At 52.3% G+C, this 23,521-nt stretch carries 22 protein-coding genes and 1 pseudogene; 7 read left to right on the forward strand and 16 right to left on the reverse strand.

What is annotated here, in order from left to right; all coding sequences use genetic code 11:
• The 10 genes from CFLAV_RS29720 to CFLAV_RS34465 all read right to left on the reverse strand — a co-directional run.
• Window positions 1–847 (reverse strand): hypothetical protein (locus CFLAV_RS29720; protein WP_007418636.1); only part of this gene is annotated, 847 nt, incomplete at its 3' end.
• Between the two features lie 410 nt (window positions 848–1,257).
• Window positions 1,258–2,037, reverse strand: a complete 780-nt coding sequence (locus CFLAV_RS29725) for an ABC transporter ATP-binding protein (protein WP_007418637.1) — start codon at window positions 2,035–2,037, stop codon at window positions 1,258–1,260.
• A 10-nt stretch (window positions 2,038–2,047) separates the two neighbouring features.
• Window positions 2,048–2,866, reverse strand: a complete 819-nt coding sequence (locus tag CFLAV_RS29730) for a hypothetical protein (RefSeq protein WP_007418638.1) — start codon at window positions 2,864–2,866, stop codon at window positions 2,048–2,050.
• Between the two features lie 9 nt (window positions 2,867–2,875).
• The gene (locus CFLAV_RS29735) at window positions 2,876–3,661 is read right to left on the reverse strand and encodes a LysM peptidoglycan-binding domain-containing protein (protein WP_007418639.1); all 786 of its coding nucleotides are present in this window, start codon (window positions 3,659–3,661) and stop codon (window positions 2,876–2,878) included.
• Between the two features lie 168 nt (window positions 3,662–3,829).
• Window positions 3,830–4,753, reverse strand: coding sequence for a hypothetical protein (locus CFLAV_RS29740; protein WP_007418640.1), 924 nt, complete (start codon window positions 4,751–4,753; stop codon window positions 3,830–3,832).
• A 97-nt stretch (window positions 4,754–4,850) separates the two neighbouring features.
• Window positions 4,851–5,276, reverse strand: coding sequence for a DUF6941 family protein (locus CFLAV_RS29745; protein WP_007418641.1), 426 nt, complete (start codon window positions 5,274–5,276; stop codon window positions 4,851–4,853).
• Between the two features lie 38 nt (window positions 5,277–5,314).
• Window positions 5,315–6,205, reverse strand: a complete 891-nt coding sequence (locus CFLAV_RS29750; RefSeq protein ID WP_007418642.1) for a bifunctional 5,10-methylenetetrahydrofolate dehydrogenase/5,10-methenyltetrahydrofolate cyclohydrolase — start codon at window positions 6,203–6,205, stop codon at window positions 5,315–5,317.
• A complete protein-coding gene (locus CFLAV_RS36015; RefSeq protein ID WP_007418643.1) occupies window positions 6,205–7,434 on the reverse strand; it encodes an SH3 domain-containing protein in 1,230 nt (409 codons plus the stop codon). The genes CFLAV_RS29750 and CFLAV_RS36015 overlap by 1 nt, the downstream gene beginning before the upstream one ends.
• Before the next feature lie 5 nt (window positions 7,435–7,439).
• Entirely contained in the window at window positions 7,440–8,138 is a 699-nt protein-coding gene (locus CFLAV_RS29760; RefSeq protein WP_150107676.1) for a pseudouridine synthase, read from the reverse strand.
• Window positions 8,139–8,246: 108 nt separating this feature from the next.
• A complete protein-coding gene (locus tag CFLAV_RS34465; protein ID WP_007418645.1) occupies window positions 8,247–8,402 on the reverse strand; it encodes a small basic protein in 156 nt (51 codons plus the stop codon).
• A gap of 380 nt (window positions 8,403–8,782) precedes the next feature.
• Here CFLAV_RS34465 and CFLAV_RS33435 point away from each other — a divergent pair, with 380 nt between their 5' ends.
• A complete protein-coding gene (locus tag CFLAV_RS33435; protein ID WP_007418646.1) occupies window positions 8,783–9,256 on the forward strand; it encodes a response regulator in 474 nt (157 codons plus the stop codon).
• 36 nt (window positions 9,257–9,292) lie between these two features.
• Here the strand turns inward: CFLAV_RS33435 and CFLAV_RS29770 are convergent, their stop codons facing one another.
• The 5 genes from CFLAV_RS29770 to CFLAV_RS36765 form a co-directional block, all read right to left on the reverse strand.
• Window positions 9,293–9,964, reverse strand: coding sequence for a YceI family protein (locus CFLAV_RS29770; RefSeq protein ID WP_007418647.1), 672 nt, complete (start codon window positions 9,962–9,964; stop codon window positions 9,293–9,295).
• A 69-nt stretch (window positions 9,965–10,033) separates the two neighbouring features.
• Window positions 10,034–11,431, reverse strand: coding sequence for a Gfo/Idh/MocA family protein (locus tag CFLAV_RS29775; RefSeq protein WP_007418648.1), 1,398 nt, complete (start codon window positions 11,429–11,431; stop codon window positions 10,034–10,036).
• Between the two features lie 123 nt (window positions 11,432–11,554).
• Window positions 11,555–12,919, reverse strand: coding sequence for a ThuA domain-containing protein (locus CFLAV_RS29780; RefSeq protein WP_160164688.1), 1,365 nt, complete (start codon window positions 12,917–12,919; stop codon window positions 11,555–11,557).
• A gap of 176 nt (window positions 12,920–13,095) precedes the next feature.
• On the reverse strand, window positions 13,096–14,358 hold the full coding sequence (locus CFLAV_RS29785) for a hypothetical protein (protein WP_007418650.1): 1,263 nt from the start codon (window positions 14,356–14,358) through the stop codon (window positions 13,096–13,098).
• Window positions 14,359–14,660: 302 nt separating this feature from the next.
• Window positions 14,661–14,810, reverse strand: coding sequence for a hypothetical protein (locus CFLAV_RS36765; RefSeq protein ID WP_237712483.1), 150 nt, complete (start codon window positions 14,808–14,810; stop codon window positions 14,661–14,663).
• Window positions 14,811–14,932: 122 nt separating this feature from the next.
• Here CFLAV_RS36765 and CFLAV_RS29795 point away from each other — a divergent pair, with 122 nt between their 5' ends.
• The 6 genes and pseudogenes from CFLAV_RS29795 (at window position 14,933) to CFLAV_RS29820 (ending at window position 20,988) form a co-directional block, all read left to right on the forward strand.
• A complete protein-coding gene (locus tag CFLAV_RS29795) occupies window positions 14,933–15,739 on the forward strand; it encodes a HEAT repeat domain-containing protein (protein WP_160164689.1) in 807 nt (268 codons plus the stop codon).
• Window positions 15,736–16,605: a hypothetical protein gene (locus CFLAV_RS29800; protein WP_007418652.1), complete on the forward strand. Its 870-nt coding sequence runs from the start codon at window positions 15,736–15,738 to the stop codon at window positions 16,603–16,605. Before CFLAV_RS29795 ends, CFLAV_RS29800 begins: the two co-directional genes overlap by 4 nt.
• Before the next feature lie 171 nt (window positions 16,606–16,776).
• Complete coding sequence (locus tag CFLAV_RS29805; protein ID WP_007418653.1) at window positions 16,777–17,607, forward strand: HEAT repeat domain-containing protein; 831 nt, start codon at window positions 16,777–16,779, stop codon at window positions 17,605–17,607.
• Between the two features lie 386 nt (window positions 17,608–17,993).
• Window positions 17,994–18,242, forward strand: a pseudogene (locus tag CFLAV_RS37970) (HEAT repeat domain-containing protein); the annotation flags it as partial.
• 563 nt (window positions 18,243–18,805) lie between these two features.
• Window positions 18,806–19,918 carry a HEAT repeat domain-containing protein gene (locus CFLAV_RS29815; protein WP_007418655.1) on the forward strand — a complete coding sequence of 371 codons (1,113 nt, stop codon included), beginning with the start codon at window positions 18,806–18,808 and terminating at the stop codon, window positions 19,916–19,918.
• Window positions 19,915–20,988 (forward strand): HEAT repeat domain-containing protein, encoded by a 1,074-nt coding sequence (locus CFLAV_RS29820; protein ID WP_007418656.1) that lies wholly within the window; start codon window positions 19,915–19,917, stop codon window positions 20,986–20,988. The genes CFLAV_RS29815 and CFLAV_RS29820 overlap by 4 nt, the downstream gene beginning before the upstream one ends.
• Window positions 20,989–21,219: 231 nt before the next feature.
• Here the strand turns inward: CFLAV_RS29820 and CFLAV_RS29825 are convergent.
• Window positions 21,220–23,521 (reverse strand): M56 family metallopeptidase (locus tag CFLAV_RS29825; RefSeq protein WP_007418658.1); only part of this gene is annotated, 2,302 nt, incomplete at its 5' end.

Here is a 23,521-nt window from a genome sequence, read left to right on the forward strand (position 1 = left end):
AAAGATCGCTACGCAAGCTATGTTCAGCTCCGATATAAAGATAATGGGAAAAATTGTTACGATCAGAAGCGATAGGCCCGGAAGGTCTCACCAACTGCGGGAATGGGAATGGAGGAACGATTGCCAACTGCTTAACCGCTATGCTCTGACCGCTCAAATAATCCACCGCCCCAAACTGATAGCCAAAAATCGCCGTAGTTTCCGGCAAGACATGCCAGCGTGAATTCAGGCTGACGAGATGCTCGATACGGTCCAGAAGAGCCGAGCGACTTGGATTAACATCGAACGGGTTTTGGTTTTGATTATTTTCCGCGTAATCGTAGAAGGTATTGGAATAACCCAGCACCAAACCAAGCAACTCGGTTACCTCAGCATGGAAATTGAAAGCTCCGTTATTACGCAAATTGCTGCCATTCGTGCGAGTCGGAACGCTTAACGAGCGGTCAATCACCTCAGGCTCCTGAGCGATGACAAAGCTATTTTCGAAATCAAGCGAATAGCGAGGGCTGAAATTGTGGTTCAGGAAAATTTCCACATCATGACTCTGATCAGTATTGCCGCTCACCCGCGCCTCAAACCACTTCAGATCGTAAACGTAGCTCAGCGAAAGTGTGGTCTGATCGAGCGGCAGGTTGAATGTGATTGCCGGGCGGACTTCAAAGCCATAGCTACCCACTCGCAACGAGCCGTTCGGCTGGGTATTGTAGTTGTCATCGTAAAAACCGCGCAGCGTACCGGAGATACTCCAAGGCTTTTCAGGATTGGCAGCGAGAAATTGAGCTTGAGCAGATTGAACCCCCACGGCACCGAGTGTTATCAACCCGGCGGAGGCTAGCATGTTTTTCATAAATCAGTTTTTAAGTTAGACATTGACCTAATGAGGCGGCTTCAACACTAAAAGCCTTTATTTTTTACTTTAGACCCTTACAGACTGTCAAACAAAACTTACTCATTGTTTTAGCATAAACGGCACTAAAACATGTTGTTGCGCCATTGAATCCGGTTACACTTGCACCTTTAACTTCGACGGTCGACCACCGAGAAAGCTCACCCAACCAGACTGTCAGCAATTCTACTGGAGAAAGAGGGCTATCCCCCATCACCACGGAATTCCTACGCGTAATTGACTGCCCAGCCTCAAATCTGTTCAAAAGGGGAATAAATTTTTTCCAAATCTTTATTCCAACCTGGGGACTTCAGGGAACAATGACGTTAAAAGAGCCAGAATGGTTGATACGGATATAATTTAGACCACAACTATGCCTTCCTGCCCAACGCGCTCAGCTTATCAGGACCCTTTTCTTCAACCAAATTGGCTTCTTGCGCCGTGAGAGCAAGAAAAGTTTGTTCCAGAGCTCCGGAAGCCCCACTTTGACGGCGCAACTCCTCCCGCGTTCCAACGGCGATCAACCGTCCCTGATGAATAATTCCGATTCGATCGGCCATTTCTTCGGCAACACTCAACTGATGGGTGGAAAGAAACACCGTCATACCTGCCAGGGATCTCTCTTTCAGAACATCCTTCACCACCCGCGCGTGATGCGGATCCAATCCAACCATTGGCTCATCGATGACGAACACCTCCGGGTCGTGAAGCAGTGCCGAAACAATTGCTACCCGTTGCCGCGTCCCATGGGAGAGCCCTTCTATCGGTTTGTTGACAAAGGGTTCCAGGTTGAAACGGGTAATCAGCTCCCGACCAACAATCTCGATACGCTCATCATGCATCTGAAACAATTGCCCGGTGAACCTGAAGAATTCCCAGGCGGTGAGTTTATCGTACAGAAATGGGAAATCCGGCACGTAGGCCAGCTTTCGCCGCGCCTCCAAAGGATGGGTTTGCACGTCAAACCCTCCCACCCGGGCACAACCCGAGGTGGGCTTGATCAATCCGCTAAGAATCTTAATCGTGGTGGTCTTTCCTGCCGCATTTGGACCCAAGACGGCAAAAAACTCCCCACGAGGAACGGTAAGGCTGATGTCGTTAACGGCCGTCAGATCACCAAATTTTTTTATCAAATGGATAAGCTCAATCATGAAAGTGCTTTTACAAATTCGTTAATTGATCGTTTACCAGGACTACCTCATCTGGCAATTCCACTCGCAATATTTCCCCGACCTGACTCACAAATACGAGGATTTTGTAACGATCCAACACCTTGGCTTCCAATCGATAAGCCTTAACGGAGGTGTGTCCAATATGAAACCAGTCATTACGCGCTTCCCATTTCAAGCCCAATGAACTTGAAGTCAGGGACTTCGATTTTGCTGGTATCCCCAGCGTGCCAAGCAGTTGGATAGGCACAGGCAGCTCAAACTCACGCATCAGGAACTCCGGATTTTGTAAATCGGCAAATTTGATGGAGCGCTCTGACTTCTCGCTCCCATCCTCAATTTTCAAATGAATGGATTCCTCGGAAATCTGCGACTTGATCTCCCAGGAACTAGGCCGCAGATAAAGACGTAAAACGAAATCCTGCCAAATGTAATTCGTGCTTAATCTGGTGCTAAAATCAAATCTTAGACGATTGGAAGCTTCACCCAACGCCACATTCCCTTCGAAATCAATCCTGTAATTGGAAAGGAACTCCACCATCCCTTCCGGGGGCACTTCATCCACATTGGTCCTACTGCTGGTTAAATCCTGCCCGACGATTGCTGCCCAGCGGCAATAGCCAATCTTTTGACCGTGATGGCTGATTTCCAAGGAAGAATTGTCCGGAGCCGTGAGTATTTTCTGCCAAACCATCTCCATGGGTGCGGATGTGCCCACACCCTCTTTTCCCATGTATTCTGAGCGCCAAAGTAATAGGGTCATTGCCACCCAGAACAGTGTAATCACCAAAAATACGAGTCGCGAGAGCATGACCTTACGCTATTGGGAGGGAATGCTAATTACCTGCCCTACTTTCATCCGTGTGGGTTGTAACTGGGGATTTGCTGCCTGCAGTGCATTGAGAGAAACACCATACTGCCGGGCAATCATGGCCGGAGTTTCTCCCGCTTTTACAGCATGACTACGGGTCGCAGCGGGTGCAACTGGCCTCACGGCATTTGTTGGAGTTGGCCTGGTAGAGGTTGTCGTTCGTGCTGCATTGGCAACCGGTTCAGCAGTTGACCTGACTGCCGCGGTAGCACCAGTGGATTGGGAACCGGGTGTGACATTGGAAACCGCCTGGTTGGTCGCTGCCTGTCGGCTGACGTAATATGCCTCCCATTTTGATACCCGGTCCTTTAAAGCAGCAACCTGCTCTTTCAAGTCCTTGTTTTCAGCCAGAAGTTTTTCCAACTCCCGTTGGCGTTCAGGTGACATTTGACCGATGACCGAGACGCTTGAGGCTATCTTTTGCTTGCAGCTGTTAATGTGCATTTTAACCACATCTGTTTTATCAGAATTGGGGCGCAGTTTCAGGAATTGTTCGTAATGGTAGATGGCAGCAGCGGGGTCGTCGATTTTGTCTCCTTCGTAGAGCCAGGCCAGCTCAAAATGGGCCGATGCGGAACGAGGATTAACCTGCAATGCCTTTTCAAAGGAATCGATCGCACTTTGGAAATCCATGGAATTGACCTGGCTCTTTCCAGTAAGGAAATGCGGCTCCTTTTGCTCGTCCAATTGGTTATCTCCAGGAGGAAGGCACCCGGCTGCTATCAGGCAAATCATAATGCCTACGGCGTATCGCCACGCCCAACGAAAACAAGTCATGGCACGAAGCTAAACGAATCCTTTTCAACACGCAATGATGCGTTGCAGACTATCCCGAGATCTGTTTAAAACAGTGTTCAAAAATCCTTTCGTGCCAGGAGAAACACCAGCAGGCTCAATTAGTTCCTAGGCGATTGGTTTCTCTTCCGCCGGTTGGGACGTCGATTGGGACTGCTCAGGCTCGGCGTGAGGCGATTTGGAAAAAGGATTTTTGGGGACAGCTCCCTTTTGTGATGAACCCTCCTTGATAAAAGGGTTTGTTGTGGCGGGGGCAACCAATGGATCACGTGATAGAAATAGAGGACTCACAAAAAGATAAAGCCAGCCAATGAGCAGGTGAATAACGGCGAAACCTGCCAGGCCAATCAGGTCGAACCAATTCAAGGTGAACGCCACTACCACGCAGGTAAAAAACAATGCCCCCGGCATCTGTGCCGCTCCGGCCAGCTTCCAACTGCCGCGCCATTGAAGATCGCGATTTTGAAAAAAACTGATGATCTTGATCGGCACGAAATAAAGAGTCGCCAGCACCGTCCAACAAATCATCAACCCCACAATGGTTGCCAGAGTTATGATCATCAGCATGCCAGGCTCTCGCGCTCCCCACCACGGTTCCAATTCCTTTCGATTGAAGCCAACTCTCCAGCCCGATGGATAATCAAAGGAAAATTCTCCCAAAAGGCCGAATACTCGCAAATCATCACGACCAAATTCGATCTGGAAATTCGGTTCCCGCCCTATTCGGCCCGTATGATCGAGATCCACCGCTATCCCCAGGAGATGACTTTCAGCCAATTCGAGCGGTGAATCGCCAGACCAACTTAGTTGATGAAATCGAATTTCCCCCTCCAGCGGCAGTTGTTGGATCGCCTGCCTGACGACTGGGAAGATGGAGGTATTAAAAAACCAACCGATGGTCGCGGCAGCCAACGCAGCAACGATCAATTGCACGAACCACAACCGGCCAATGGACGCGCGAGCGAAGCTCGCCACACCACGAGGTGTAAGCGGCTCCCAAGCTTGCGAACCGTTTTGGACCGTGTTGCTCATTAGTAAGCGAGACGCACCAAGTGGGAGTGCGCTTCACGGTCGTTTATCCTACACACTTGAAACTGGGAGCGCCAGCCTCTTTATGAATCACCAATTATTATGCGCCGGGCGCTTGTGGGTTCTGCCCCTGCGGCACCACTATCAAAGGAACTGAATAGCGCAGCTTCATGACGTCATCCACGAGAACTTCCACAAAATAATTTCCCGGCATTTTAAATTCCACCTGGCCGAATACTGTCACGTTCGTCGAGTGAAGCGCAGCATCTTTCAATTCAAATTTCATTTCACTCTTCCGCAGGACGGTGGTTTGATCAGGAGCAACCAACCGCACGTTTTCCGTGAATTGGCCCACCCCGGCTGTCCAACGATTGAAAACACTCAGCTTGAACGCCGTCACCGGTACCTGGGGGACGCGAATGTAGTTGATGACACCGATTATAAAGAAATTGCCGTTTGATTCCTGGCGAATTTCCTCGCACAAGAGAGAGCATTGCAGGTCAGGTAGGATTCGTGCAGCTTGCATATTTTATTAAACTTTCCTTGGTAATGTTAAAATGATTATCAACTCCCAGTAGCCAACTCAGCGGCCCGGACTGTATTCTGCATCAGCATGGCAATAGTCATCGGCCCAACTCCACCGGGATTGGGAGTGATCTTCCCGGCAATGGGTTGCACAGCCTCGAAGTCCACATCTCCCACCAGGCGGGAACCGCCTTTAGCAGCAGGGTCATTTACCCGGTTGACTCCGACATCGACCACCACTGCACCGGGTTTGACCATGTCGGCAGTTACAAACTTGGCCACACCCATGGCCGCAATCAAGATGTCGGCACGCCGGCAGTGCGATTTAATATCCCGGGTTTGCGAATGGCAGATGGTCACTGTGGCATTCGCCTGCTTCGATTTCTGACAAAGTATCGCCGCCATCGGTTTGCCCACGATATTGCCCCGCCCCAAAATCACCGCCTCCGCTCCTTCGATCTTCACACCCGAACGCACCAGCAACTCCAATACTCCCGCTGGCGTGCAGGGCCAAAATCCATTGGGATCACCCAGCATCAACTTGCCGACATTTACCGGGTGAAATCCATCGACATCCTTTTCAGGCAGGACGGCGGAATAAATTACCGTCTCGCGAATGTGCCTGGGTAGTGGTGCTTGAACCAGAATTCCGTGAACACGCGAATCTGCATTCAACTGCGCCACCAACGCGAGCAACTGCTCCTCGGTGGCTGATTCAGGCAGAATTTTGGTCTCGGAACGAATGCCAAGTTGCGAGGATACCTTCTCCTTCATCCCCACATAAACCCTCGATGCAGGGTCCTCACCAACACGGACGAAAACCAGACCAGGCTCCACTCCGCGCGCTTTGAGCGCGGTCACTCGCTGGGCAGTTTCACCCTGGATTTGACTCGCGATGGCACGACCATCAATGAGGTTTGCAACAGGCATTACTCCACGGGCTGAATCGATTGAACAGTCAGGACCGGTGTGTTGGGCCAGCGCTCATCCAGGCCTTCTTCCCCAGAAACCATGACCTTCTTCCCTTTGAAACGCTTGAGAACCAGATTGGTGGAGTCGGAATAGAGATAGTCAATAACACCACCGTTATTGATGCTCTTGAGCTGAAAGTAAGTCGGAGCCTGGATGCTGACAGTTCCTGTCACGATGCCTTCGCGTTGCACGACACGCTTGGCTGGCGGCTCTTCCGGAGCAGGAGGCGTTGGCAATGCTGGAGTCACTACCGGAGGAGCGACAGCAACCGGAGGAGGCTCCGGAGTTGGGACAACCGCAGGAGGAGTGCTGGGTACTTCCGTTGGTGGTGCAGCGACTGGAGGATTGTTTTCCACGGGCGCGGGGGTTGGCGGAGCAGGAGCTGCTGGTGCAGGTGTATTTGCAGCCGCTATTTCAACAGGAGGAGTAGCCGGAGCTGGAGCCAGCAAATGGGCCGCCACAAACGCAAAGGCATTTGTTGGAGCTTCAATTTCGGTCCAGTCACCTTTATTGCCAACTGCTTTAACAGCGTCTCCCTTGTGGAGTAACCCGGCCACACTGTAGTTTTCACCTGGGCCGGTGCGCAGATTCAACTTGGCTGGCTTCACCGTTCCATTGTCGAGAAAAGCACTATTCACATAGACATGGGTATCACTCGGAAGCGCAATTTTGGCCCATTTGGCAGGCTCATCGGTCTTCGGATGCTTTAAAGTAATTTCTTCAAGGACTGTAACAACCTGATCCTTCTTCAGGTGGGCAATCACTTCGCTGTTGATGTTGGCCTGTCCGCGGACATTAACATGATCCTGCTTCGCGACAGCAGGCTGATTCAGCGCGAGCGGAGCGGCTTCTTCCTTGGGCGCAACTGCCGGCTTCGCGGCCTTGGCTTCCTTTTTCTCAGTGGACTTTTTCGCCGCCTTGTCCGTTTTCTTCTTGGAAGATTTTTTGGCTGGCTTGGCCGCTGGCAGGTTCGTGCCCGCATCCGCAGGAGCGGGCGTGGTTACTGTGGTATCGGAAGGCAACGGACCGGGAGTAGCAGGAGCCGGAGCGGGCGTGCTGACAGCAGGGGGCACGGATGCCCCACTATCAGGAACAGGTGGTAATGATGGCGGCGTGTTGGAAGGCACTTGTGCCATCACGCCGGTCGAAAGTAGCCCCGCCAAAATCAGTCCGTATTTCATTTTCATATTCGTTACTGGGACAGTAGAGATTTTATCTCGGCTTCTGTCAACATTCGCCATTTACCACTACGCAATTCGCCTAACTTGATCTTGCCTATTTGCATCCGCACCAAACGGGACACCGTCAGTCCCTGCGATTCAAACAACCGGCGGATCTCTCGATTTTTGCCTTCAGTCAGCTCCAACTCCACCAAACTTGTAGAATTCTGAACTGACAAAGTTCTGGCACGGTCTACTTTCAGCTTTTCGCCTTCATGAACTATGCCGTGCTTAAAACGCTGCAGCATCTCCTGTTCCACCCTTCCCTCCACGGTGGCCAAATACTTTTTGAGCACCCGATAACGAGGATGGGTCAGGTGAAGGCTGAATTCACCATCGTTGGTCAGAAAGATCAGGCCTTCACTGTCAGAATCGAGACGGCCAACCGAGTAAAGATTGTCCCATTCTGCAGGCAGCAAATCACCAATCACCTTCCGCTTTCGATCATCTTTTCGGGAACAGACGTATCCGCGGGGCTTGTTTAAAGCCACATAAAGCTTCCGCTTCAAACGGAGAGGCGCACCATCCAAGGCAATTGAATCGTGGATGGGATCCACCTTGGTGCCCAATTCTCGGACTGTATCGCCATTGACCGAGACACGTCCGCCCAGAATGATTCTCTCGCTGGCACGCCGTGAAGCGACACCGGCCTCCGCTAAAAATTTTTGCAACCGAACCACGGATATTTCGAATTACGTTGTGAACACCTGATGAAAACGGGCCAATAATGCCGCCCTCATCCGAGATTCATCTCACGCAACTCGAATTGCAAGTATGGCTTAGGCTTCAGGCTTGGTCTTGCGAAGACCGGTGATACGATCGCCCTCTTTCCATTGACCACGCTTCTTTAATAAACCAACGCGCTCAAAGCGCTTGAGTACGTTCCGTTTACCACCCATGGTGGCCACTGCGCGCAAACTACGATGCTGTGACATAAATAAATCCTAAGGTTTTTTAACCGCTTTATCAAAAAGCGGAGGGTGTTTCTAACACGTCCAATCCGAATTTGCCAATGGTTTATTTGGCAGAGCCCTCAACTCGGCGAGTTAAATGCCCTCGATGAGCATGCTAAAAAACAGCTTTCCAACACGGCTGCGGATCATAAATCCACTAAAATTCATGCAGCTATAGTCGTTCGCCTGTAAATAAACGGTTCTGAAACGGGCGGAATTCAACTCTAAAAACCCTACTGCAATCTTTTGGCAACCACCTTTATTTTAATTTGTGTAACTCCTTGAGATGGGGAATGTTTTATTAGTGAAAACCTTCGCTTTCAAGCTGGTTTTCGATGGTTGTTTCAACCCACACTCAGTCTATGGGCAATGCTTGCACAAGAGTGTTTCGTGTGCTAATCGCCGATGGCTCGCCTGGCGATCGACGGCTCCTTCGACGCGCCATTGGCTTGGTGGATGGCCTCCAAATTGTTGCCGAACTCTCGAGCGCAACTGAGGCAATTTCTTATCTGCGTGGCGAATCTCGATTCTCCGACCGCCAGCAATTTCCCTTACCCAACCTTATTCTTCTGGATTTCAAACAACCGGGGAAATATGGTCTGCAGACCCTAAAAAGGCTTCTCGAAAGCGCTCCCTACAAAATAACAGTTGTAGTGCTAACTGATTTCAGGGAAACGGCTTGCATCAAGAAAGCACTGGATTTGGGTGCTGACCTTTACGAGGTAAAACCACATCGGGACGAAGAGCGATTGGCGATGATGCTGGCCTTGGAAGATCACCTGCTCCAATCTTCTCTCTCGGTCCATCGCCACTTTACTGTCTCCTCGGCGGCTTAACTTTCCTGAATTCAAAACACCCCAACACTTATCCAACTACTTCGCCTCAACAGCCTTCTCAGGTTGAGCAACCATCCATTCAAAGGAAATCTTCACTTCGTCACCGGTTTTGATCAATCCCAAGCCTATTGAAGGTGCTGGTGGTTTCACCTGGTAGTCGGTCATCTTGAGCGGAATAGTGCCAACCACTTTAAGCTTCGTCTTATCCACATTCTCGATCGTCACCGGCAATGCAATCGTGTTGGTAACTCCATGCACCACCAACTGTCCCTTGGTATCGAACTGCAGCGGGCTGCCTGCGGCATGCGGCTCCTTAAACGTCATTTCGGTCAGGTGATATTGAATTTTTGGGTACGTCTTCTCATCCATCGCCTGCTGCATCACTTCATCCATTCCGCTCTTGCCACTCTTTACCGAGTGAACTGGAATCGACGCCTCCACATGCGCATTGACTTTCCCAGCCTTCAAACCAGCCGACGACGCCTGTGAAGAATCCAGCACCACATCCTTGGGAAACTCCATGTAACCGCCGATAATCTGTCCATCCATCGTCCAATCATGGATGGTCGATGTCCCGGCAATCTGAACCTTGCTCCCCGGTCGCCCAAGATAACGCACCATTTCCTCGGCGCTCGCAGACGCAGCTAAAACCAGGACCGCACCCGCCATGGCCGCAACACTCGAAATTCCGAAAGATGACATTTTCATTTGATCAGCAAAATTAAATTTTCAGCTATTTATAAGACGTTTAACGCATATTGGCCATTCAGCCATCACTTAAATCTGAAACCAGTCCTTCCCGAACTCAATCTTCTGCCCTTTGGTAATGGCCTCGTTCGCCTTGATCACCGCCATGGTCGCCTCAAAACCTTCCTGATATCCGGCTGCCGGCTTGCGACTCTTCGACAACCCGGCCAGATAATCCCGCAAGCCATCGGTCGTGTCGCCAAAGTTGGAAACGAAATCCTCCACGCCGGTTGCCACCACGTTGCTATTCTTCACGAAGGCTTCCAACGCAAAGTGCAACGGTGTGTCGGTATACGGCGCGACTTCTTCGTTCGTCTTCTGCAAAGCCACCAGCTTCGTTGCATTCGCCACCAGTGCTATGCCCGTCTCCTGATAGAACTGATCCTTGCGCGCATACACTTCCCAACCCAACAGCGGCGAGTCAGGTTCCTTGAACATCCATGCCTTGTTCCCACGCATCATGATCGTCGCATCCGTCCCGTAAATCATATCGTAATCAGCATCAAACGAGCTCGCCAGCGTGCAATCGTAGCTGAAATTTACACTGCCCGGAAACTGAAACAAACTCTGGATCGTGTCCGCCACATCCCGCCCATCGTTCCAATTCAAAATCCCGCCAAAGCCCGTCACTGCCGTCGGCCGATCATTGATGAACCAACTCATCAAATCCAATTGATGAATCCCGATCTCACCAATCAGCCCCAGCGACTCACTCTTGCGCAGCCGCCAGTTTAATTCCTTCTCCCGCTCGGGATTCGGCGAAGTCCGGCGCCAGCTTTCCTTCTTGTGCCACTGCGAACGGGCCATGACATTGCGCCCCATCGAACCGCTACGAATGAACGTCAGCAAAAAGTGACGTTGCGGATCGGAGCGACCTTGCAATCCCGATTGAAAATTCAGCTTCACCGCCGCTTTTGCAGCCTTCGCGATGGCTTGCGTATCCTCCACCGTCGTGGCAAACGGCGCTTCGCAATACACATGCTTCCCGGCCTTCAATGCCGCTTCAACGATCTCCCGATGCTTCGGCGTTGGCGTCGCCACCACCACACCCTGCACATCCTTTTGCGCGAGCAACTCCTTGTAATCTTTATACGCCTGCGCTTTCGGCGCTGCTTCCTTTCCCCGATTCAAAAACGCCTGGTAAGTGTCGCAAACCGCCACCGCCGGCGCATTCGGCAAACGCGCCAGCGTATTCAAAATCTCACGTCCCCAAACCCCGCACCCGATCACCCCGATGTTCAAAGGCGCACCCACCGTGCTGTAACTCGTCGCCCCACCCGGAGCAGCGTTGGTGCTATCGGCGGCCTGAAGCGGAATCCCGCCCATCAATGCCATCAAAGCGCCGAAGGAGGATGCGCTCTTGATAAAATCCCTGCGGTTCCAATCGTTCTGGCCATTTTGGCCTGTGCCGGCTGCGTGGTTATTCATATTGCGATGCTACGTTTATCATCACCACCCGTCCGTTCCAAGCACTAATGGCACCCTTGATTCCGCTCAGCGATGATGACAAGGCAACGTTCATTTTATTTTGTTGAACTTTCGTTTCCCGGCTTACTTCAACCCCTTCACCCGCAAATTTCGAAATGCCACCGCTCCGTGATCTCCCTGCAACATAAACGGCCCGGGAAAATCTATATTCCTATCCAACTCCCCGCCTGTGGCCCGATCCACCTTCGTACTGTCATGCACCTTCTCGCCGTTCAAAACCACAGTCACCTGATCCCCTTTCATCGTCACTTCCGCCGTCTGCCACTCGCCCGGCTTCTTCGACACAAATTTGCTTACCGGCTCGAGATTATAAATTGCCCCGTTCCCACCCGGTGCAGGTTGCCCCTTCTCATAATCATCCAACACCTGGATCTCACAACGGCCACGCAAATAAAAACCGCTGTTGCTGTTTGATGGCACCATATATTCATAGCGCACCACGAAATCCCGGAACTTGGCATCGCTCACCAGATCGGTTCCATGCTGGATAGGTGCCGATTCATTTACCAACATCCCATGCTGCACACTCCAGCTCTCCTTCCCATCCGAACTGCGCAAATGCCACCCTTTCAAATCTGTCCCGTCAAATAGCGGCTTGAAACCTTCCCTCGCCTCTTCCTTGCTTACCTTATAGGCCATCGATTGTGGCTTCGCGTCCCCTTGTTCCAACCCCAGCGCCCATTTGATGCCGCCCAGGATATGCTTTTGATACGTATCGCTCTGCCAAACCTCTTCGCGATGTCCCAGCGACGTATAAAACACATTCCCTTCCCCATACTTCTTGCACCAGGCCACCGGATAATCCCCCGGCGTCTTGAACTTGGGATTTTTATCCAGCCACAACAAACTGTGCACTTTTTCCGGGAAGTAACTCTTCATCACATAAATTTCATCGTTCACCGGATAAACCATCGGCACTTCCCGCGTCGCCGGATGTTTCGGGTCCTCGTTCAAACACTCCACATCATAAACACCCGGATAATGCGTCTTAAACTCCCCGCCGATCATGTCGATATACGGGTCAATCTCCTTATCATTTGCGGCATGAAACGTATCCGTCGCCGCGTGCATCCCGATGAATGCCTTGCCCGATTTGATCCAATCCAAAAACGCCTGCTTGTCCGGCAACGGCAAAACCCCCGTCGTGCTCGCAAAAATCACCCCGTCATACTTCTTTAATGCCGACGGCGTCATCTTCTCCTTCATCTCATCATCGTTCCGCACATAATCCACCGTGAACGATCCATCCTTCGCCGCCAGCTCACCCAGCACCTTCTCCGACGTCGGAATGGAGCTGTGCCGAAAACCCTTCGTCACTGTCACCACCAGCAAATGCTTCGGCTCCGCCTGTGCCGACATGGGACTTCCAACCCAGGACAGCACTACACCAGCCAAAACCAACCCCGACCACAACAGCGAACGTTTCATATTCATATCTGTAAAAAGATTAAGCCAAATGCTTGGCAGCCATTAATAAGACTTGGGACCCCAGAACTACATTCATTTTCCCGCTCAACGTCAAGACCGCCTTTTACCACCCACACGCACCACGCACCACGAAACAATGACAATCGTGCACGTCTTCCAGTCTTCATCCACCACCACTACTTACCCTTGCCCTTGCCCGTTCCCCAAAGCTCCCTGATGACCGCTTCCGTATTAAACCCATCGGGACACGCATCGCTCCTGGCATTTGCCCAATACCAATTTGGCCCGCCTTGAACTCCCGGCCGCAGAACCCGGCTGCCCGGCATTTGCAAATGACCATTTGAATCCGTTTCCTTCACCCATTTCCAGGCATAACGAAGCCAATCATTCCGCTCCGTTTCAGGCAGCAGTGCGAACCAGGTAATTTCATCCCACCCCCAAATGAAAGGGTCCTTGCCCGGTTTTCCCGGATTATGACTCCCGAAATTATCAAACTCCACGAGATAAGGCAGATGCTCACACGACCAACCACTGGGTGTCATCCCTCCTTTGCTCCTCAGGAAAATGCCATCCGAATAACCCACTTTCAGAACGCCTTTATAAGGCTGCCCCTCCACTTCAGCGATGCGCAACGGAAAGGAATGAAAATCAAACAATAGCTTGCCATCCTCCACATAACCTCCCGTCGGAGTATGCGCATCACACAATAGAAAATGCCGCCGCGCATGCGTGCGCGCATAGGCTCGAACCCGCTTCAACATATCCTGCCAGCCAGCATGCCCCGGATCATTCTTATCCATCAGCCCCACCTGGCCAAAGTGAATCGCTTCAATCCCAACATCGATGTAACTGCTCGCCAAAAAATAAAACCACATCCGCGTCTCCAACCGACTCATGTCCGGCACCGAAGCGCCGTTGCCCCAATGATTCACAAACCTGCCATCCGCATAAATCATCGCCTCATAACTGAAGTTCCGATTCGTCACCGCCTGCCCAAATTCACGCAACACACGTTCCGGAATCGCAACACCCTCCACCTGCTTCGTCACAATCTCAAACGCCGCCGCTTGCAGCACAATTTCCGGATCAGCCTGATGCACAGCCTCCGCAAACGGCTTCGCATTTTTCAGGAACGACACAAGATTGGTTTCCCGCCCCCAAAGCATGAGCGCCCGCCCCACAAACTTCGTCTTGGTATCCAAAATGAACCGCAGGTTATCATGCGGATCCACGCCACGCTTATTCCGTGGCTGGCTCAAATCGTCATGCAGCAACTCGGTAAACGAAATCGATCGCGAAAGATAGTTTTCCAAAATCGGCCGTGTAATCGAACCCTCGAAGTGAAAGTCCTGGGAAAAAGCGGGAATGATCCAGATTGTGGTGAGGAGAAATCCGACCGCCCGAACCCATCGGCAAAGAAATTTCGTGAGGCGATTCATAAGTCTAAATCTTCTATTATTTCCTGGCAAAACGAAAACAAAGGCCCAGTCTTCAATCACGTCTGGGGCCGGAAAGAATTAATTAACAACGCCCCTCCATTCCTTCCATCCCCAATTGCGGGGAGGAACCCACGATCGCCAGATAAAGCCAATTCAAGCAGAACATTGCCAAATGCCATTCTCTTCCTTCTTTACAAATCAGTTGACCACCACTTGTAAATGAAACTTTCCAGGGACACTGCAAACCAACCCACGACCTCCGGAGGTCCCCACGACTTAAGGCCCAAAGGGTCGGCTTTACCTTAGCCCAGGTCGGAGCCGAAGGCGGAGGCCTGGGAACACATTCCCCCAAAAGAATCCGTTTCGGTCCAACGATAATGACTTTTCAACTCCCGCAATCCGAAGCGGAACAGGACAGCACAATCATCCACCTTTCGGTTCGGGGAACTCACATAATTCCAAACTTCAGTTTCGTCTCTCAACTGATTTCAAGGTCACGAATGCATTTAATTCAACCAACGAACATTCAAAATCCCTTTGCCCTCCCCTCAAAGCTCCCGCTACCATGCGCACCGTGAGGAAACGATCCCAAATCGTATTTGCTGTCTTTGTCATTGCCATCCTCGGCATCATCACTTGGGGCGTACTAAGCTCGCACGAGCCTGTCCATGCAGGAAAACCATTGAGCGCATGGTGTGAACAATACGGCACCAACCATTGGCCACATCCCGGAAGCGACTCGGAGAAACAAGCACAAGCCGAAACCGCCATCCAATACATCGGCACCAACGCCTTCCCGACTTTGCTGGTAATGCTCCGCGCCAACGATTCCTCTCCCTGGAAACGCAGATTGCTTGCTCTGGCCTACAAACAACATCTCTTCAAAATCCAGCACGTCCAGGCTTGGCGACAAAACTGGCAGGCCGCATGCGCCTTTACAGCTTTGGGTGCCAAAGGCAGCAACGCTGTCCCCGCTTTAATCGAACTCTACAATAACCCTCCCTCCGCTCCATCCCAGCGCTATACCGCCATGACATTGGGAAACATCGGACCGGCAGCCAAGGCAGCCATCCCATCGCTAATACAGGCTGCAGAGCATTCCGGGGAAACTGAGGTGAGGGCGTATGCCATTAATGCCCTCAGTCAGATCCGACCGGAACCCGGCCTCGTTCTACCCACATTGATAAAATGCCTGAACGATTCTTCGACAGTTCAAAACGAAGCCATGGATGCCCTGATCGCCTTCGGACCTGGTGCCAGGCCTGCAGTTCCCACGCTTATCCAACTGCTTCAAAACCCGAATACAGACATCGTGAGCCATGCGCAAAAAAGCCTCTCCCAAATCGATCCCGCAGCCGCCGCCAAAGCCGGAGTGAAATGAGAATCTCACCTCTAACCAGCAATCCGCCATCCCGCAAGCGAACCAAAATCATCGTTGGCTTTCTCATTGCCCTCTCCATTGCCGCATTCGCATGGCTCTTGACGCAAAATCGCGACCCCTCTTACAACGGCAAACCGTTTAGCTTCTGGCTCGAAGAATACAGTCAACGCCGCCACTCCGAAGAACACGATAAGGCCATGCAGGCACTGGGCGAAATGGGGGCCGAAGCGATTCCTATTATCGTTCTTACACTCGAACGAAATGATTCACCGATGGTAAATAAATATCGGGAAGCCTGGTCAACACTACCTGCCTGGGTCAAACGGGTCTTGCCCAAGCCAAAACCCGAAGCTTTCTCGACGCATGACGCTGAAAGAGCATTCCTTTTTGTCGCATCAACCCATGTTATTCCTCAATTGCCGCGACTTGCCAGGTCTCGCAACCCCGCTGTCCGGGAACTGGCTTTTTACTACATGCTTCGTTGTAACCGCGACACTCTTTCATTTCCTGATGATGACCTGCTATCTATTTGCCGGCCTGCTCTGACAGACCCTAGTCCGTTCGTTCGACAATATGCGGCACATGTGGCGGCGAAAGTTGGTCCCGCGGCTTCAAACGCAATTCCTGAGCTCATGCTGTCTTTGCAGGGTACCATAATAAAGGGTCGCAAAAAAGATTCGCTATCCTTCTCTTGCGGAAGTACGGCGATAGCATTGGGCAGCATCGGCCCACCCGCCGCCAGTGCTGTCCCCCTGCTTCTCAAAGAGTTGACCAGTGGCACAAACAATACCATCACTATGATCCTGCTAACGAATGCCCTCAAATCCATCGACCCCGAAGTCGCCGCCAAAGCCGGTGTGAAATGAACATCACTCTTATTCTTAAAAGCTCAATCCACGACAATAACCGCAATGAACTCTAACCCACCCAATCGCGCAAGTCGTACGACTCTCTCCTTGGGGAGAGAACACAAGTGAGGGGGACCGCGACATGAACCAATCCACCCGCTCCACGCGGCAAGCCCCTCGCACCGTTAAATGAACTTCCCACACCCGACCAGCAACCCGTCTTCACGCACGCGAACCAAAGTCGTCATCGTCTCTCTCGTTCTGATCTGCGTCGTCGGACTGACATGGCTCGTTTGGCCCACACCCGAACCCTCCTATAATGGCAAGCCGCTAAGCTTTTGGCTGGAGCAAGCTCGAACTTCAACTCGAGCCGGTGAACTGAGACCCGTTTTCCCTTCCATGCAGACGAATGGAGAATATGCCGAAATCGTGCAAGCCTTTCACAGCATGGGAAGCAATGCCGTGCCAGTACTAGTGGCGAATGCAAAGGATTCCGATCTAAAAATCCTCTGCCAGCGCCTGCTCGATAAGCAGTCGTTCATTAAATTCCAATTCACCTCAACTTTTGAACACAACGCCACAGCAATCCATGCCCTCTCACTCGTGGGCACTTCAGCTTTACCCGCGTTGGAAAAGATGCTTTCTGAAAAACAGCCGACTGCCACGGCCGCCACCTGCGCCCTGGGAAACATGGGTAGCCCTGAAGCCTTCCAACCTTTGTGTCGGGCACTAACCAATCAACACGCAATTGTCAGAAACCTCGCCGCGACTTCACTTCGCTCCTTCAATCCGGTTTCCCCTGACATGATTGCCACCATGAACGAAATGCTGAAAAGCCCGGATGCGGTTGCGCGAGAAAATGCCGCCTTCGTCCTTGGCCTTTGGGGCTACTCCGCCCGCTCATCCGTCCCACAACTGCTTCAAATGACAAAAGACAAGGAACTCCCCGTTCGCGAATCCGCAACCAATGCCCTCAAATTAATCGATTCCGCATCCGCAGCCCGGGCTGGCGTGAAATGAAAATCACACCCCCAACCACCAACCCGCCATCCCGCAAACGAACCAAGCTCGTCCTCGCCGCCCTCGTTCTGACCTGCATCGCCGGATTGGCATGGCTAATTCGGCCCGGACCTGAACCCGGGTACAACGGCAAGCCGTTCACCCTATGGCTCGAGGAATACAGTAAGCAAAATAGTTCCGGAAAATTAGACAAGGAACACCGGCAAGCCATGAAAGCGCTCGGCGAAATGGGCCCCAACGCCATCCCCATCATTATCCGCACATTGGAAAATAATGATTCTCCAATGCGGGACAAATATCGGGAAACCTGGCCAACACTCCCTGCCTTCATAAAAAAGATTCTCCCCAGGCCGGAACTACGTTTTTCCACAGGTGACGCCTCGGAAATGCTCCGCCGCGTGGTAGGCACCCACATTCTTGACCACCTTCCTGCACTGCTTCAATCCCGCAACCCCGCGGTTCGGGAAGTCGCAATCGGTATGTGGCTCTATACCTACCCCAAGCCTCTTTCAAACGAGCAGATCCTCGCGCTTTGCATTCCATGTCTGAAAGACCCCGATTCAATGGTTCGCTTCGATGCAGCCATGGCACTGGAGTCGATTGGTCCTGCCGCTTCAAATGCAGTCCCTGAACTCATCCTGGCGTTGCAAGGCAGCAATGCTGGTCGCTACAAAGGCATAACGATCGGTGCTCCAGACGCCGCGGCGGGTGCCTTGGGAAGCATCGGACCCGCCGCCGCAAGCGCGGTTCCTGCGCTCACCAACCTGCTCACCTCGACCAATGTTTACCTGCGCATCGAAGTCGCTTCTGCTATCTGGCACATCACCTCGAACGAAAGCATCGCATTGCCCGTCCTCATTTCAGAAGGTCCAAAGCTGGATCCATCCTTTAAATCGAGCGCCATCCGTCCCGTGGGCGAAATGGGACCACGAGCGAAAACTGCCATCCCCATGCTCCTCAACGAACTGACAAATTCCAAAAACGAACGTTACACGCTCCAATTGGTGACCAACGCCCTCAAAGCCATCGATCCCGAAGCCGCCACCAAAGCCGGCGTGAAATTTGGAACGAACGCGAATTCAGCAATTCCTGCATGGATTGCACTGCTCAACAGCGAGACCAACAAAGCGGCCAGGGACCGTATCTCCGACGCCCTCAAAGCCATCGACCCCGAAGCCGCCGCCAAGGCTGGCGTGAAATGAAAATCACACCGCCAACCAACAACCCAACATCACGCAGGCGAACCAAAGTCATCGTCGTCGCTCTCATTCTAATCTCCATTGCCGGACTGGCATGGCTCCTCACACGTACCCGAGAACCCTCGTACAACGGCAAACCGTTCACCCTCTGGCTCGAGGAATACAGCCAGAAAAATCGTTCCGGAACATTAACCGAGGAAAACCGGCAGTCCATGAAAGTGTTGGGCCAGATGGGACCCAAAGCCGTCCCCATCATTGTCCGCGCAGTGGAGAAAAACGATTCTCCAATGATAAACAAGTATCGCGAAACCTGGCCCAAACTCCCCGGCTTGCTCAAAAAAGTGTTGCCTGAGCCAAAGCCGGAAGCTTTTTTCGTGTCTGACGCTCACACGACATTTCTACATTTTGTCACCCCGGATTTTGCCGCAAATGCGGTTCCTCAATTGATCCAGCTTCCCAGGTCTCACAATCCCGCAGTTCGGGAAGTGGCTTTGCAATGCCTACTTTCGTTCAAGTCCATGTATCCACACTCCTTTCCTGACAAAGACCTTTTATCTATTTCCATTTCCGGTTTAAAAGACTCAAGTGCTCTGGCCCGTGCTATTTCCGCGAGCCTGATCTCAGCCATCGGCCCGGCTGCATCAAACGCAGTCCCCGCACTCATCACCACATTGCAAGGCAGCGAGGCCTACCGCAAAGGCGGCACCGTCGATTGTCGTTCCGTCGCGGCATGCGCCCTTGGCCGCATCGGCCCCGCCGCCGCAAGTTCACTCCCCGCACTCACCAACCTGCTCACCTCGACCAACGTTTACCTGCGAATTGAGGTTGCCTCAGCTGTGTGGCGCATCACCTCCGACGAACATCAGGCTCTACCGATACTTATTTCCGACATTCCCACACTGGACTCCACAAACTTCAAAATGTTGGACAAGTACAAAAAATACAACGCCATCATTTGCCTGGCGGAAATGGGCCCGCGGGCGACAAATGCCCTCCCCATGCTCCTCAACGAACTGACGAATTCCAAAAACGACGCTTTCATCCTTGCCCCGATAACCAACGCCCTCAAAGCCATCGACCCCGCAGCCGCCGCCAAAGCTGGAGTGAAATGAAAATAACACCCCCAACCGCCAACCCGCCATCCCGCAAGCGAACCAAAGTCATCGTTGCCGCTCTCATCGCAGTGTCCGTTGCCGGCTTGGCATGGCTCCTTCTGCATACATGTGAACCATCCTACAATGGCAAGCCTTTCACCCTCTGGCTCGAAGAATGCCACCAGCTAAAAGGCTCATCAGAACCAGCCAGCGAAGAGCAGCAGAAGGCCATGAAGGCTCTGGGACAAATGGGAACCAACGCCATCCCCATCATTTTCCGCACATTGGAAGGCAATGATTCACCGATGCGAAATAAATATCGGGAAGTCTGGTCGACCCTGCCCGCCTTTTTAAAAATGGTTTTGCCGCAACCCAAGCCAGAAAACTTTTCAGTGGACGAGGCCATCGGTGCTCTCTTTCAATTCGCAGACGCCAATCCGGTCGAGCAGTTGCGCTCCCAACTCAAGTCCGGCAACCCCGCTGTCAGGGAAGCAGCTGCTTCGGTAGTGCTGGGGCATAGGCCAAAATGGCTTTCAACCAAGGATGAAACATCCCTTTGCATTTCCCTTTTAAGAGATCTCGATCCAGCCGTTCGCTGGGAATCAGCAATGGCACTGGGCGAGCTTGGCCCCGCTGCTTCAAATGCAGTTCCTGCACTCATCGCCTCATTGCAGGCTAGCGAGGCTGGTCGCAACAAACTCTCGACTTTCCATTCTCGCGCTGCTGCGGCGAAGGCATTGGGCAGCATCGGCCCTGCCGCCGCAAGCTCTGTTCCCGCATTGACCAACCTGCTACCCTCGGCTGATACTTACTTACGCGTTCAAATAGCATCCGCCGTCTGGAACATCTCCTCGGAAAAAAGCATCGCGCTTCCTATACTTATTTCAGACTGCCCTGGCTTGGACTCGCCCACAAAATGGAGCGCCATCAGTACCCTGGGAGAAATGGGCCCACGGGCGAAGGCCGCCATCCCCATGCTCCTCAACGAACTGACGAATTCCAAAAACGACGCTTTCATCCTTGCCCCGATAACCAACGCCCTCAAAGCCATCGACCCCGAAGCCGCCGCCAAAGCCGGAGTGAAATGAACACCCGCGTCCTCTCATTAGCATCCGACTTGAGTTGGGTGTCCGATGCCCGCTCCATGACGAAACTGTTTCAACAGTTTCCTTACCAAGTCACCCTGTTCCTGCTTCCAGAAAGTTTGTCTAAACATCCCCCACCTTCCCTGCCACGTTCAAAAAACGAAGAGGAGCCGGAACTTAGCCCCGGCTCCCATTTTGCTTTAAACAGCATCGCTGCTGCTCAGGTCCCCCACCCTATTTTCGAAATCCTTTCAGTTGTGCAACCAGCCCACGCATTTGTTGCCCATTCTCCCCTTGAAACGACGGCATGTGAGCCGCCGCCTCGGCTATGAGAATGGCTTCATCAAGTCTGTGCATGGGGTCACCGACTTTGGCTGGCAACAAAAATTGCACATAACGAAACACCGTCTCAGTGTTGTCTGGGCAGAGGGCAAATGCCTGCTTGAAGGCAAACTCGGCCTCCTTGTTCATGCTCGCCCGCTCATCGGGAGTCTTGGCATTTTTAATGTGCCACTTGTAAACACCTCCAATGCTGCTCCGCAGTTTCGAAAACAGTTTGCACGCGTTCTCGTCCTGCACAAACCGCGGGTCTCCCTTGAATCCGCTCAAATCGTGCTGCACATACACCTTTTCAACAAATGCCGCCAATTCCTTGGACGAAGTATCAGAGTTCAACCAATCGCCAATCATGGGCTGGAGCTGGCGCGTCCAATACTCGTGATCGCGTTGAACGGCTTCATTGGTTAACGTCCCAACTTTCTGTCGGTTGAGTTTAAGAATCAACCCATGCGGTTCAAGATAGGGATACATCCAATCAAGCGGAAAGCTTTCCTCAATGTAGAATTCACGGTCCGGATTTTTGTCGAAGATTATTTTTGTGATCAATCCGTTAATGGACATCACCGCCACCTGGCCTGAAACTTTGACATTACCTTTCACCCGATACACGTTCTCGCTCGGTTTGATCTGTCTTGGTTCCTTGGGAAAGTTTGTATCATGATCCAACCGCCTCGTCGCATCCGACACATATTCCTGAAAACACTTTTCCGATTCTTCCTTCGACGGAACATATATTTTCCCACCATACATGGTCTGCAGGTATTCCAGATAGCTACTGTCCGCCAGGGCATTTTGTGTGAGCACGAAGAAGGGATCAGCATCTTGGTGCGACTTGATGAACGCCGTGATCAGTCCGCGTCCCGGATCCGTGCCGCCAAAATAAATGCTGCCGGCAGGAATGGAGTTGATGGTCTCATCAATAAACGTCTGAACGTATCGCGCTTCATCGGAAGCCACTTCTTTATAAGCGAGACCCGTTTCGAGCAACGGCTGCCAATAGCTGACGATGAGGTTTGTATCGCCGGTGCTGTTCGCATATTGCGGATGCCGCCGATGAAAATCTGCATAGATGTTACTCACCGTTTGCCAATCTCCTTTGGCTGCGGCGTCGAAATAAGGATGAAACTCTGGCAACAAATTTGTTTCTCCAGCCTTGGCCGCAAGCTCCAGCGACTGCTTTTCCTTCGCTGTAAAGAATGTTTGTAGCCTGACAAGCTGCTGCTGACGAAGCGCGTCGGCTTTCTCTGCACTGTTCTCCGCTGACGCTGCCGTCGATTTGTATCCGCCCACGCCAAGTGCCAGCGCGCTCACCATTATCAAGATGGCAAAAGCGCTTGCTGGACGCAATCGGCTTGGCCTATGGCTGGCATCTACAATCACCCGCAGCCTACGCTCCAAGCTCGACGGCCTCGCCATGGCAATCGCCTCTACCCGCGGCGCATAAGCAAACTGCCGCGCAATCTCCAACAAATGCCCCGCATATTCCGAAGGCCTCGCTCCCGCACTCAACACCAGGTCATCACAAGCCCGCTCGCGCTCCAGGCACATTTGCCGCGCCGCCAGCCAGACCAGAGGATTAAACCAGTAAAAAGCTCGCACCAAGTTGGCCACTTCCTGCGTCAGGCAGTCCCAACGCTTCACATGCGCGAGTTCATGTCGTAACACTACCCGGAACCGTTCCCTCTCCCACTGCACCGCACCTGCCGACAGCAGCACTACCGGTCGTCGCCATCCCCATGTCATCGGCATGAGCGGTTCAGAGGAAACCAGCACACGCACGCTCCGTTTCAACCCCAACTCACTCCGAACTGCATCCACCAGTCTCAACCACTCAGGATCATCCAAAACTTGTGCAGTTCTTTCGATTCCACGCAACAACCTCGAGCGAGAAACGAAGCCGAGCAGCACAACCAATGCACCCGCAGCCCAAACCAACAGCACACACCAGCGGAAATCTACATGCCAGCTGGGTGACGTAGCGACCGCCAATGGACCATGATCATCAGCCCTGCCAGTCGCAGCACTTTGTGATGCATCAGGTTTGGCCGAGACTAGGGACACGTTCGGCAGGGTATTTCCAGAAGGAGCCATATTACCCACCCATTGATGGATGAAATGATCAGCCCGACTCGGTCCGGACCAAATCGACGGAAGAAGCGAGGCTGCCGGCAGGATCAGCAAACTCGCCAGGCTGGCC

Origin of the sequence: Pedosphaera parvula Ellin514, assembly GCF_000172555.1 — a bacterium.
In the GTDB taxonomy this organism is placed as follows: domain Bacteria; phylum Verrucomicrobiota; class Verrucomicrobiia; order Limisphaerales; family Pedosphaeraceae; genus Pedosphaera.